This window comes from Aquabacterium sp., assembly GCF_035476535.1.
In the GTDB taxonomy this organism is placed as follows: domain Bacteria; phylum Pseudomonadota; class Gammaproteobacteria; order Burkholderiales; family Burkholderiaceae_C; genus Pseudaquabacterium.
In genome coordinates, this window is record NZ_DATILJ010000180.1 from 136,073 (window position 1) to 148,267 (window position 12,195).

The window sequence follows — 12,195 nt, forward strand, 5'->3', positions numbered from 1 at the left end:
TCGGCGCCATAGCGGGATACCGCAACTTCGCCGTTGAGCCTAGGTTTCGCTCGGCGGAGAGGGATATGGGGTTCCATCCTTGTGGACGGCGCGACGGCCGTGCTCGGTGACAAAGACAGCCAGGTCATCGTCGGGGTAGAAGGCCATGTCTCCTGGCACCCGAGAGCCAACGACGATGAACTTGGCAAGCGCAGCGCTTCGATTGATCAAGTGATGCGCGTTCTTGTCCCCGGCCTTGAAGCCCATGCACGCGCCAGGCTGGAGCAGAAACTCCCCGTCGTTCGTTCGGAGCGACAGTTCGCCTTCAATGACGTAGAGAAACTCGTCCGCCAATGTGTGCCAATGGCGAACCGACGACTGGGCGTTGGGTTCAAGCGTCTCGAAGCTCACGCCAAACTGGGTGAGGCCAAAGTGATCTCCGAGGGCGCGCCAGTTTGCCTTGCCCATGCGCGTTCGGAAAGGTTCGGGGTATCCGACAGTCGAGTCGGCGGCGATGTCTTCAGCGACGATGGGTTCGGTTCTGTCCATGAGTAGGGGTGGCTACGTCGGCATCGATCTCGCCAAGAGCGTTCTTTGGGGGTTTACAGGGCGGATGACGCAGGCATGCCCGCGCCGCTCAAGCCGAGCATGCGGCGCGTCGAGTTGACCGCATGCGCCGTGGTTTCGTTGAACGTCGTCACCATGCTGCAGGTCGCCCGGAAGGCCCAGGCCTCACTTCAGCTCTTCCCAGCCACTGCGTGTCCAGCGCAGAATCGCCGCGGAGAGGGGACGGGAGGACTTCTTTGCCATCTCGCGACCGAACGTGCGCAAGGCCTCGACGCCTACGGGCGTTGATCCGTCGCCGTACAGGAGAATATCGGGCGCTGGCAGCATGACGATCAGATGCCCGTTCAACTTGTCAGCGAGGACCTTCCAGTCGCCATGAAAGGCAATGCGGCTGGACGCATAGTCTTCACCCGTGATGCTGCCGAAGGCATTTGGCCCGGGAACCGGGGTCACTTCCGAGAGCGGCTTGACACTTGCGCGAAGGTTCTGCTCACCCAGCTTGAACACCTCGTCTTCGGTGACTTGAAGCTTCGGCAGATCTTTCTCTCCAACGAAGCGAACCGAGCGCGTGTAGTCCAAGACGGGAACAAGAGAGAGTCCGGCGCCGATGGGTCGACCGTAGATGGGCGCAGCGCCGGAGCCCATCTGCTTCTTGATGCGGTCGACATACTCTGCCGGTCGAACGGCAACTCTCACCATGGACTTCTCGATGGGGCGATCGCGCTCCTTGATCACTTCGCCGATTCCCTTTGCGTATTGGTCCAGCGCGGTGCCGCAGTTCGGAGCATTCCTCGAACAGAACGCGTAAATGCGGTCCAGGCTGAGTTGACCGGTAGATTCACCATCCGTGCGCTTGCCTTCAAGCGTCAACCGAGTCGTCGGCTTGATGTCGTACGAAGGAAGCTCGCGCTGCACGCGCTGCGCGGCAAGCTTCGCGAAGCCCTCCTCGTCCAAGGGAATCTCTTGGGCAAGCGACCAGGTCGGTGGGACGCACAGAGCGATGGCGGTGATGTACTTGAGCATGGTGCGTCACCTTGCGTTTCAGAATGGTCGATCACCGGACCGCACCTCAATGCCAAGCGTTGCGGAAATGGCCGCAACAGCGCTCGCCGAGATCGACTTCGTGATCCACCCGCAATAACAATCTCCTTCAGTGTCCCAGTTCCATAGCACAAGGCCTTTGGGAAGGAGTTCGCTGTGTGCCTGGTTCATCAAGTCCGGGACGGTGGTTCGCGACAGAAAGTCATCAGCGAGCGGGTTTTCGCTGCCGAAGGTCAGCGTCACTCCCCATCGATCAGCGAGCTTCATGACGCAATGAACGAATGACTCGGTGTCCTTCCAGTCCACAAAGTATCCGGACTCCCAATCAACGACATCTTTGACAACCCAAAGGAGGTTCGAGTCATCACCATCGTCGTCGACTTCGGAGAGCAGCGCCTCACGGAATTGAACGATCTGCTGATGCGCCAAGTCAGCCGATGGATTGATGATCTCCAGCAGCTTTTCGGCCGAGAGAATCTGGTCTGTGGAATAGTTGTCCCTGATCATGAACGCTCCTGAATCTCGTTTGATGCCGCCTCACATTTGATAGCAGAGGCATCGGGTGCGGCAGCAAGAATGCCACGCTGTTGGTCAACGTGCTGGCATACCGCGCGCGTCCGGTTGAACGGCATATTGGGCGTCATCTGATCGAGACGTGAGAGATGCATCGCCGCTGCCTGGATCGCGTCCATGCGTAGAAGCCTTGGCCAATCCGGCGGAGCGTCCAGCAGCTCGCTGGGGCCGATGCGCCCCCCTGACCCTCAGCCAACCAGCACGATGGCGTCCACCTCGCGGTCCAGCAGCAGCGCCCGCGCCCGCCGCAGCAGCCCGCGCACCGGCATCTGCCACTCAGTTCCAGCAGGCTCCAGCGTGCGCTCAGCCGTGGTCAGGAAACACCGCAGACCGGTGGCCACCAACGCCTGCTGGCGGGCCAATGCGGCGGGCATCGTGGCGTCGCCGCCTTTGAAATGCTCGATCGGAATGCGGCCGTCGCCGTCGATGAAGTCCTGCAGGAACACCGGGATCAGCCGGCGGGAGATCTCGCCGCCGCCGAACAGCGGCGCGAAGTTGACCTCGTTGAGGATGGCGCCGTTCTCGTGCCAGGGGCGGGCGATGTCCGGCGTGATGATGTCGATGCCCGCCATGTGCAGGCCGAACAGCGCGGCCGCACGCAGCGCGATGGCCAGGTTCTCGGGATGGATGCGGTCGCTGACCTCTTCGTCGACACCGCCCCATCGCGTGGATTCGATGCGCCTCAGCGACACCCGCGCACCGGCCGGCGGCACGCTGGCCGGCGTGAAGCCCGCGGCCTGCAGCGCGGCAATGGCTTCGTCGTCCAGCGGCGCGATCTCCGAGCGCAGCCAGGGCGGGCGCCGCCGCTGGGCCTGCAGTTCATGCTCGACCAGCACGGCCACCGATGCGCGGCCATCACCGAAGACCGACATCGGCAAGCGCTTGACGGCATAGAGCAGTTTGCCGTCGGCGATGAACAGGCGGTGGCAGACCCCCGGCACCTGCCGCTCGACCAGTACCAGCTTCTGGCGCGACAGGCCGAGCGCCAGCGCAAACGCCGCCAGCAACTGCGCCTCGCTGCCGACATCGACCGTGACGCCTTCGCCGCGCTCCTGGTCGGCCGGCTTGACCACCAGCGGCCAGCCGAGCTTGCGCGCGGCGGCCAGCGCCTTGTCCGGCGTGGCCACTGCCTCATGCACCGGCGCCGGCAGTCCGGCCCTGCGCAGCAGCGCGCCGCTCAGCGGTTTGCTGCCGCACAACTTGGCGCCGAGCATCGAGTCGTGCTCGGTGCTGCTGCGGTCCATGCGGCGGCCCTTGCTGCCCCAGCCCAGCTGGTAGCTGCCGCCGCCCAGGTGGATGAAGGGCATGCCCAGGCGGTGCGCCCCCCGCAGCACCGGTATCGTCGACTTGCCCGCCGGCACCATGCGCTTCAGCGGCACCAGCACCTGCTCGGCCACGCGTGCATGGAGCTGGTCGCGCCCGGCTTCGCTCCACGGCTGACTGGCGGCCCAGGCGCAGAGCTGGAACGAGGCCGTCACCGCCAGCTGGTAGGCGCGCGCCGGCATCTGCTCGACCAGCGGCATGCGCACCAGCGCCGACCAGGCGGTGCCGCCGTCGCGGGGCTGCTGCTTCAGCGAGACGACCTGCGCGGCGTCGAACACCGGCATGCGGCCAGCCTGCAGCAGCGCGCCAGCCAGCCGCAGGCTGCGGTCGAGGAACAGCGCCGCCGACGACTGCGCCGTGCCGGGCGCGCCGATCGAAAACGCAGCGGCGTGTTCGCCCGGCACCGCCGCCACGTCGATCTCCAGGGCCTGGCTCAGCCACAGGTCCAGCTGCGCGATGTCGACCGTCTCCGGGCAATCGAAGCCGAAGCTGAACTGCCCGCTGGGCTGGCCGACGAGCGCACGGCCGTCGGCCGCGGCCGCGCCGCCCACGTCCGCCACGCCGATGGTCCGCGCGGGCTGGAGGGCCGGCGACGCCGCGGCCACCACCGGCGCGGCGGGCTGCATCAGCCGGCGCAACTCGGCACGCTGCGGCTTGCCCATCGCGTTGCGCGGTATGCGGTCGAGCACGAACACGCGATGCGGGCTGCGGAAGCCCAGGTGCTCCCGCGCATAGGCGCGCAAGCTGGCCTCGGACGCCGTGGCGCCCTCGCGCAGCGCCACGGCGCACACCGGCACGTCCTGGTACACCGGGTGCCTGAACGGCATCGCCGCCACTTCCTGGACTGCAGGATGAGCGGCCATGACCTGCTCGATCTCGACCGGATAGATGTTGACGCCGCTCATGATCATCATGTCGTCGCTGCGGCCGCAGAACACCAGTTCGCCGCCCTCGGTGAAGCGGCCGGTGTCGCCCGGATAGAACCAGCCCTCGGCAAAGGCCGCGCGGCTGGCCTCTTCGTCGTCCGGGTAGCCGTCGATCAGCGCAGCGCTGCGGATGCGGATCTGGCCGGTCGCGCCGCGCGGCAGCGGCTGGCGATGCGCGTCGACGATTTCGAGCTCGACGCCGGACACCGGCTTGCCGACGCTGCCCGGCGTCTCCAGCGCCTGCGCCGGCCCGGCCAGCGCGATGGTGCCGGCCTCGTTGGTGCCGTAGTTGACGTGCACATTGCGGGCCAGCCGGCTGGCGACGCGCCGGCGCAGGCGCTCGGGCACCGTGGAGCTGCCGATGGTCAGGATGCGCGCTTGCAGGACCGGGCCGGCCGAGGCCGCGGGCAGCCGCTGCAGCAGGGCCTCGGCATGGTGCACGGTGAGGTGCAGGATGGTCGGCGAAAGTTCCTGCAGCAGCGCGATGACATCCTCGCGCGCGCGGTCCAGGAGCGCGAAGGCAGCGCCGGCGGCCAGCGTGGCCATCAGGCGCTGGTGCGCGGTGCCGTATTCCAGGTGCGGCATCGCCACGGCCCGGTCCGCGCTGCTGTTGCCTTCGGCCAGGTTGAGGATGCGGTTGCGCTCGGCCTGCTGGCGGTGGCTGATCGCCATCAATTTCTGCCGGCCGGTGGAACCCGAGCCGATGCGCATCGCCAGCGGCGCCCGCGGGTCTTCGTCGATCAGCGCCAGGTCAACCGGCCCGGTGCGCGCCAGGATCTGGTCCGCACCCAGCGCCACCGCTGGCAGCGTGCCGGCAAAGCGCTGCGGCCGGTCGCTCAGCAGCAGCCTGGCCCGGGCCGCCGCCGCCCACTGCGCGCGCTGCGCGGCCGTCGCGCTCTGCGCCATCGACACCATCGTCGCGCCCAGCCGATTGAGGCCCAGCATCGCCAGCGCCAGCAGGGCTTCATCGACGAAAGTCAGCGCGATCACATCGCCGCGGCGGATGCCGGCCTCGTGCAGGAAGGCCGCGCTGCGCCAGGTGAGCTGGTCCAGCTCGCGGTAGCTGACGGTCCGGTTCGACAGCAACAGCGCGGGCGCCCCCGGGTTGCGCCGGGCCTGTTCGATCAGGTCGTGGGTGATGTTCATGGGGCAGCAGGTGGTCGGGGCGGGCCGACTGTAGCGGACCCATTGCGCCGCACGGCGCCGGCTGGGGCTGCGCCCCGCTAGCGGGGCCCGTGCCGCCCCACCAGCATCGGGTAGGGGTTCAGCGGCGTGCCCTTCCACCACTCGCGGCCGGGCCCGAGCCGGAACACCGCGAAGTGCAGGTGCGGCGCATCGGGTAAGGCATTGCCGGTGCTGCCGACGGCGCCGATCGCGTCGCCGCGCTTCAGCAGAGCCCCTTCCTTCAAGCCGTGGGCATAACGGTCGAGGTGGGCGTAGTAGAAGGCGAAGCGCCCGCTGCTGTCGAACTGGTAGACCGTCAGCCCGCCCGGCTTGCTGGTGAACAGCTTCGCCACGCGCCCGTCGGCCACCGCGACGACCGGCGTGCCGCGCGGCGCCATGATGTCCAGCGCTTCGTGGCGCTGCGCACCACGCACCTCGTCGAAGTGATCCTGGATCATCGACGCCTCCACACCCAGCACGGGTATGCGCAGCGAGCCCGGGGCGACGGCGCTGAGGCCAGCCGCTGCGCTGCGTTGCGCACTCGCAGGCGAGAACGCCATCAGCAGGCCCAGGCTCAGCAGACAGGCACCAGGCAGGCCTGCCACAGCCGGCTCACTTGCGCACGTCGACGACGAAGCCGGTCGAGCCCAGCGCGGACAGCCGGCGCGCGTCCCAGTTGGTCAGGTGAAGGCAACCGTGCGTTTCCGTGCGACCGACGAGTGCGGGGGCCGGCGTGCCGTGAATGCCCCAATGCGGCTTGCTGAGCCCGAGCCAGGTGTTGCCCACCGGATTGTTCGGCCCGGCGGCGATGTCGACCTTCTCGTGCTGCGGCTTGGCATCCCAGATCAGTTGGGGGTCGTAGCTGAACACCGGATCGCTGACTTCGTTCTTGATGTGCATGCGGCCCAGCGGCAGCGGGTCGTTCCTGCCGCCGATGCTGATCGGGAACGCGGCCAGCGTCCGGCCCTGCGCGTCCAGCACCTTCAACTGCCGCTCATGCCTGAGCACCTGGATCGACGCGGCCTTGCCGGCCGGCTTGCTGTCCAGCACATCGGGCACGACGATCTCGCGGCCGGCGGTGAACTCGCGCCCGCGGTTGAGGTCCTGCAGCAGCCGCGGCGAGGCATGGAATTTCTCGGCCAGCCCTTCGAGCGGCGATTCATAGCCCAGCCACTTCTGCTTCGCGCGGTCCATGATGTCCTTGGGCACCGGCGCGAAGGGACCCCGCATGTCGCCTTCGGAAATCACGTAGCGCTGCAAGGGCGTCGCGCCGTCGCCCTGCAAGGCCTGCAGGGCTTGCCAAGTGGCGGCATCGATGCGCCCGCTCGGCTTGAGGCCACGTGCGGCCTGGAACGACGCCACCGCGCGCCGCATGTTGAGGGCGAAGCGACCATCGATCTCGCCGGGAGAAAACCAGGCGCGGTCCAGCAGCACCTGCGCGCGGATGACCGCCGGGCCGCTGGCGCCGGGCCCGAGCACGGGCGACTGCCGGGTGTTCTCGACCGCGGCGATCAGCCGTGCCGCGGCGGGCTGCGACGCCTGCGGCTTGCCGGCTGCATGCGCCGGTGCCAGCACGCCAGCCCCCGTGCCACCCAGCAAAGCGCCGAGCAGGCACAGGCGCCAGCCGGAAACACGCGAAACGTCCATGGTGGTTCCTCACGGGCGAGCCATTGCCTGCCGGTTGCCAAGGCTCCGGCAAGCCGCGTTCCCGGCACCAGCGACGGTGGCAAGAATGGCGGACAGGCACACTGAGCGCCGGACCATGGCCACCTTCGCACCTCTGAACCGACGACCATCGAACGCGCGCCGTTCGCGGCCTTGCATCGCGGCCGTGGCCCTGGTGTGGCTGGCCGGCTCGTCTGCGGCGACGGCCAAGCAACCCGCGGCACGACAGCCGGATCTGGCCCAGGCCGAACAGGCGCTGGTGGAGCGCAGCAATGTCTTCCGCCAGTCGCAAGGCCTGTTGCCGACCCGGCCCGATGCGCGCCTGTCCGCCGCGGCGGCGGAATTTGCGGCCTACATGGCACGCACCGACCGCTACGGCCATGACGCCGACGGCCGCCAGCCGCAGCAGCGGGCCCAGGCCCACGCCTATGCCCACTGCATGGTGGCCGAGAACATCGCCTACCGCTTCAACTCGGCCGGCTTCGACACCGCGGAACTGGCGCAGGGCTTCGTGCAGGGCTGGATCGATTCACCGGGCCACCGCCGCAACCTGCTCGCCGCAGAGGCCACCCACATCGGCGCGGCCATCGCCCGCAGCCCGCGCACCGACCGCTACTACGCAGTGCAGATGTTCGGCCGGCCGGCCGCGTTGCGCCTGCGCTTCGAGATCAGCAACCGCAGCAGCCAGGCCCTGCACTACCAGCTGGGCGACACGGCCTATTCGCTGGGCCGCGGTGCCACCCGCTGGCACGAGCACTGCAGCGCGCCGACCCTGAGCCTGGCGCTGCCCGGGCAGGACCGGCCGACGACGCTGCAACCCGCCGACGGTGCCCGCTACCGCATCGAGGCCGTGGGCCAGTCGCTGCGCGTGGTCGCCGACTGAAGGCCTCGCAGCGCGCCGCTGAAGCCGCTCAGGCGTCGAACAAATAGCCCTGCACCACCGCGCCGACGCGGCGCACGGCTTCCGCCCGCTTGAGCGCGACCACCGGGGGCAGCTTCAGCACATAGCGGCCCAGCCCCAGGCCGAGCAGCTGGGTGGCGATCAGGCCGGCCCGCGTGGCGGCGGCTGCGCGCGGCTCGCCGCACTCCCCGGCCTGCGCGCGCTGCGCAAGCTGATGTTGTCGGCGCTGCCTTGGCTGCCACCACTCCGCCGGCGGTTGGCGGGGCGGCTGTCAGGCCGTTTCTACCTCTGAAAATAAGCGGCATGATCCGGGACACCGGCCGGGCCGGGCCGGGCCGGGCCGGGGAGAGCCTGGCCTTGCTGCTGGACCTCAACAACCCGGACCGCCTCGGGCCCGCGTGATTCGAGCAGCTGTGGGCCGACGCTGCGCGCCAGGACCCAACCACGCTGGCGCCTGGCCGATCCTGATCAGCGGGTGCCGGCCACTTCGACCACCACGCGGCGATCGGGCTGCAGGCAGGCGATGAGCCGGGCGTTGGCGGTGTTGCCCTTGCACTGCTCGGCAGTGGTCACCGGCATCGTTTCGCCCTTGCCGACGGCGCTGAGCTTGCCCGCGTCGACGGACCCCGAGGCCAGCAGGTAGGCCTTGACCGACTGGGCCCGGCGTTCGGACAGCGCCTGGTTGTACGGGCCCGTGCCCAGCCGGTCGGTGTGGCCTTCCACGGTGATCACGTCGAAGCGGGTGCCACGCAGTTCGCTCGCGAACCGGTCGAGCGCGGACTTGCCTTCCGGCGTGACCACCGCCTTGTCGAAGGCGAAGAGCGAATCGGCCGAGAAGTTCACGCGCCGCGGCAAGGGCGCGGGGATGGGTGCCGGCGGCGGGACCACGACCACGGCCACCGGCGGCGGCGATGGCGCCATCACCGGTGCCGGCGCCGGCGTCGGGGCCGGGGCGACGTAGGCCGGTGCGGCGGACACGCGCGGTGCCGCTGCCCGTTCATCCGCACGACCGAACGGAAACACCAGGCTCAGCGAGACCACGTTGACATGACCGTGGTTGCCCACTGCGTCGTTGATGCGGTAGCGCTCGGCCTCGGCGCGCATCAGGACAGACCGGCTGAGCTCGTATTGCAGACCGCCACCCAGCTTCAGATTCGTCTCGCTCTTGCTGGGGCTGGGATTCAGCACCCGCACCACACCGGTGGCGCTGAAGTTGTCGCGGGCACGGGCGTACTGAGCGCCCACCCTGCCGAACAGCGCGAACCGCTCGCCCAGCGGCAGCATGCCTAGCACGTCGGCATTCACGCCCTGCAGCTTGATCTCGCCCGTCAGCGAGCCCGCCGGCACCGTGGTCGAGGTGAAACCGAACTTGCCCAGATTGAAGTAGCCGCCTTCGAGCGCCAGGTAGCGGTTGAACTGATAACCCGCAAACAGCTTGTAAGCCGGGCTGCTCTCGTCGCGGACCATCGTGCTGCTGATCAGGCCCGCGCCCAGCAGGCTGGCGCTGATGCGCTCTTCGTCGATCTTGGCGCGCGCCTGGCCGAGCGACAACCCGCCATAGGCAAAAGAGGTGTCCTGCGCGTGGGTGGCGGAGGCCAACAGGCCACCGAGTGCTGCCAACGGCAGCCAACGCAGTGCATGGGGTGATGTCATCGTGGTCTCTCAGGCAGTCGTGAAGGGAGTGGGCGCGAAAGTCGAGCGGCCCGGGCTCAGGGCGCCACGATGGTGGTGTTGACCATCGTCACCGAGGCCGTGAGGCTGATGGCGCGCCCGGTCAGCAGCGTCTGGGCCGACTGGCCGGCGGTGGAAATGGTCACGCCGGCCGGCGCGATGAGGGTGCCGACCATCACGCTGCGGTCCTCGATGCGGCCCGCGCTGCCGATCTGCCAGTACACATTGCGGGCCTGTGCGCCGTTGATCAGCAGCACACGCCGCGGCAGCGCGGGCTGGCCCACCGTGAGGGCCGATGCGCTCTGGAACACCCACATCGCGTTGTCGTCGCCCTGCGCATCCAGTGTCAGGTCGCCGGTGGTGATGTTGAAGCTGCCACCCGCGGCGGTGTAGACCCCACCGGGCAGGGTCAGGCCACCGAGTTGGCCGGCGCCGGGGTCGCTGCCGGGTGGCAGAGCGGCCAGCGTGTTGTACGCCGCCTGCGCGGCGGCGTGGGCCTGCGTGGCGACGGCCAGCGTCACCGCGTTGCCCGGCGCCGACGGCGCGCAGTAGACCTTGCCGTTCACCTCGCCCTGGTTCAGCGGCGTCTCGGTATAGGACGTCGCGCTGTCGTGGAAACCGGTGATCGCGGAGCACACCGCCGTGCTGCCGAGGTTGCCGCCCACCACACTGTTGGTGCCCTGGTTGGTGACGCCGGCAGCACCGCCGAACGCACCGAAGGACGACGCCAAGCCGAGGTCGATCGCCCGCAGGCAGGCCTGCGCGCTGGTGGTGAATCCCCAACTGCGGTCAACGGCCAAGGGGTTGCCGGCCAGGTCCTTCATCCCGGCACTGCCAGACGTCAGGGTCACGACATAGGGTCGGTTTGCGGCCAGCCCCGCTGCTGCCGTTGGCACGAAGCGGGCACGCTGGGTCGGCGCGTCGTAGCTCACGATGCCTGCGACGGCGACACCGTTGTCGCTGACGATGAAGCTGGAGGTGGTGATCGTCGTCGGATCCATTGGCTCGCTGAAAGTGGCAGTCACCGGCGTGCTCAGGCAGACGGCGGTGTTGCCGTCCGGCGGGCTGACGGCGGTGACCGTCGGCGCCATGGCGTCGAGCGCACTACCGACGGTGAAGCCCCACTGGAAGTTCGCGGCAAGCGCATTGCCGGCCAGGTCGGTGGCGGCGGTGGTGACGGTGGCGGTGAACTGGCTGTCGGTGGCCAGCGTCGCCGGCGTGGACGGCGTGAAGATCACCGCGCGGCTGGTGGCCGAGTAACTCACCGTGCCGGGCACGGCGCTGCCCAGCGTGGTGTTGCGCAGCGTGAAACTGGTGGCCGAGATCGTCGCCGGATTCATGTCCTCGCTGAAGGTCGCGGTGATCAGGGTGTTGCTGGAAACGGCGGTGGCGCCGGCCGCCGGCACCGTCAGCGTGACGGTAGGCCGCGTCGTGTCCAGTGCCGCGGTGGTAGCGAAGGTCCACACGAAGTTCGCGGCCAGGGCGTTGCCGGCAAGGTCCTTGGTGCCGGTGGTGAGGGTGGCTGTGAACTGGCTGTTGTCTGCCAGTGTGGCCGGCGTGCTCGGCGTGAAGACCGCCGTGCGGCCGCCAACCGAGTAGCTGACGCTGCCGGGCACGGCGGTGCCGAGCGTGGTGTTGATCAGCGTGAAGCTGGTCGCCGACAGGCTGGCCGGATTCATGTCTTCACTGAAGACGGCCGTGACCAGTGTGTTGTTGGCCACGTTCGCGACGCCGGCGAGCGGGCTGGTCATCGCGACGGTGGGTGCCGTCACGTCGTCGGCGGGTGCAGTCAGGAAGCCCCAGACGAAGTTGGCGGGCAGGCCCAGGCCGATGGTGTCCTGCACGGCGGTGGTGAGCGTGGCGACGCACAGCGTGCTCGCCGGCAGCGGCGTGGCCGGTGTCAGCATGGCCACGTTGGTCACTGTGTCGTAGCTGATGCTGGCCGCCACCGGTGAGCCGGCCGGACAGGCCAGCGTGAAGCTGCTGGGTGTGAGCGTGTTGCCTGCCATCACCTTGCTGAACGCGGCCGTGACGCGGGCGTTGCTGGCCACACCGGTGACCACGGGTGCACTTGCGACGGGTGATGTCGCCGTGACGCTGGGCACCGCCGTGGCGCCCGGTGTCCCGAGGATCGGGTCGAGCCCGCCACCACCGCAGCCGGCGACGAACCCCAGCACCAGGACCGGCAGCCAGCACCTGATGGATCTAGACAAGCGATTGAGTACAGTCATCGGGACGCCCCCTGCAGAAATGGTGGGCCATTGGATCTGGCGCAGGAGGTCGTTCTACGGACCTCCGGGCAAGCCGTCGGTGCGGTAGGCAACATTGGCACGCGCGGGAATGCAAACGCACAATCAGTGCGTCCGTGCCAACTCACATAAGACG

General features: G+C 68.7%; 10 protein-coding genes and 1 pseudogene. 1 reads left to right on the forward strand and 10 read right to left on the reverse strand.

Features of this window, described 5'->3' with window-relative positions; all coding sequences use genetic code 11:
• Positions 1-39 precede the first annotated feature (39 nt).
• The 7 genes from VLK61_RS18035 to VLK61_RS18065 all read right to left on the reverse strand — a co-directional run bounded on the left by VLK61_RS18035 (position 40) and on the right by VLK61_RS18065 (position 7,220).
• Positions 40-528, reverse strand: coding sequence for a cupin domain-containing protein (locus VLK61_RS18035; RefSeq protein WP_325423003.1), 489 nt, complete (start codon positions 526-528; stop codon positions 40-42).
• Positions 529-711: 183 nt separating this feature from the next.
• On the reverse strand, positions 712-1,569 hold the full coding sequence (locus tag VLK61_RS18040; RefSeq protein ID WP_325423004.1) for a hypothetical protein: 858 nt from the start codon (positions 1,567-1,569) through the stop codon (positions 712-714).
• An 18-nt stretch (positions 1,570-1,587) separates the two neighbouring features.
• On the reverse strand, positions 1,588-2,094 hold the full coding sequence (locus tag VLK61_RS18045) for a DUF6630 family protein (RefSeq protein ID WP_325423005.1): 507 nt from the start codon (positions 2,092-2,094) through the stop codon (positions 1,588-1,590).
• Complete coding sequence (locus VLK61_RS18050; protein WP_325423006.1) at positions 2,091-2,279, reverse strand: hypothetical protein; 189 nt, start codon at positions 2,277-2,279, stop codon at positions 2,091-2,093. Before VLK61_RS18050 ends, VLK61_RS18045 begins: the two co-directional genes overlap by 4 nt.
• 69 nt (positions 2,280-2,348) lie before the next feature.
• Positions 2,349-5,555, reverse strand: a complete 3,207-nt coding sequence (locus VLK61_RS18055; RefSeq protein ID WP_325423007.1) for an AMP-binding protein — start codon at positions 5,553-5,555, stop codon at positions 2,349-2,351.
• 77 nt (positions 5,556-5,632) lie between these two features.
• On the reverse strand, positions 5,633-6,178 hold the full coding sequence (locus VLK61_RS18060; RefSeq protein ID WP_325423008.1) for a M23 family metallopeptidase: 546 nt from the start codon (positions 6,176-6,178) through the stop codon (positions 5,633-5,635).
• A gap of 7 nt (positions 6,179-6,185) precedes the next feature.
• Complete coding sequence (locus VLK61_RS18065) at positions 6,186-7,220, reverse strand: L,D-transpeptidase family protein (RefSeq protein WP_325423009.1); 1,035 nt, start codon at positions 7,218-7,220, stop codon at positions 6,186-6,188.
• A 115-nt stretch (positions 7,221-7,335) separates the two neighbouring features.
• Between VLK61_RS18065 and VLK61_RS18070 the strand changes: the two genes are divergently transcribed.
• Positions 7,336-8,121 (forward strand): CAP domain-containing protein, encoded by a 786-nt coding sequence (locus VLK61_RS18070; protein WP_325423010.1) that lies wholly within the window; start codon positions 7,336-7,338, stop codon positions 8,119-8,121.
• Positions 8,122-8,149: 28 nt separating this feature from the next.
• Here the strand turns inward: VLK61_RS18070 and VLK61_RS18075 are convergent.
• The 3 genes and pseudogenes from VLK61_RS18075 to VLK61_RS18085 form a co-directional block, all read right to left on the reverse strand.
• Positions 8,150-8,317: pseudogene (locus VLK61_RS18075) on the reverse strand (TetR/AcrR family transcriptional regulator); the annotation flags it as partial.
• Between the two features lie 290 nt (positions 8,318-8,607).
• Positions 8,608-9,792 (reverse strand): OmpA family protein, encoded by a 1,185-nt coding sequence (locus tag VLK61_RS18080; RefSeq protein ID WP_325423011.1) that lies wholly within the window; start codon positions 9,790-9,792, stop codon positions 8,608-8,610.
• 56 nt (positions 9,793-9,848) lie between these two features.
• Positions 9,849-12,023 (reverse strand): Ig-like domain-containing protein, encoded by a 2,175-nt coding sequence (locus VLK61_RS18085; protein WP_325423012.1) that lies wholly within the window; start codon positions 12,021-12,023, stop codon positions 9,849-9,851.
• Between the last annotated feature and the right edge of the window lie 172 nt (positions 12,024-12,195).

Coding starts and splice junctions, on each gene's coding strand:
- VLK61_RS18035 (WP_325423003.1), bottom strand. CDS start 528: ATGGACAGAACCGAACCCATCGTCGCTGAAGACATCGCCGCCGACTCG.
- VLK61_RS18040 (WP_325423004.1), bottom strand. CDS start 1,569: ATGCTCAAGTACATCACCGCCATCGCTCTGTGCGTCCCACCGACCTGG.
- VLK61_RS18045 (WP_325423005.1), bottom strand. CDS start 2,094: ATGATCAGGGACAACTATTCCACAGACCAGATTCTCTCGGCCGAAAAG.
- VLK61_RS18050 (WP_325423006.1), bottom strand. CDS start 2,279: ATGGACGCGATCCAGGCAGCGGCGATGCATCTCTCACGTCTCGATCAG.
- VLK61_RS18055 (WP_325423007.1), bottom strand. CDS start 5,555: ATGAACATCACCCACGACCTGATCGAACAGGCCCGGCGCAACCCGGGG.
- VLK61_RS18065 (WP_325423009.1), bottom strand. CDS start 7,220: ATGGACGTTTCGCGTGTTTCCGGCTGGCGCCTGTGCCTGCTCGGCGCT.
- VLK61_RS18070 (WP_325423010.1), top strand. CDS start 7,336: ATGGCCACCTTCGCACCTCTGAACCGACGACCATCGAACGCGCGCCGT.
- VLK61_RS18080 (WP_325423011.1), bottom strand. CDS start 9,792: ATGACATCACCCCATGCACTGCGTTGGCTGCCGTTGGCAGCACTCGGT.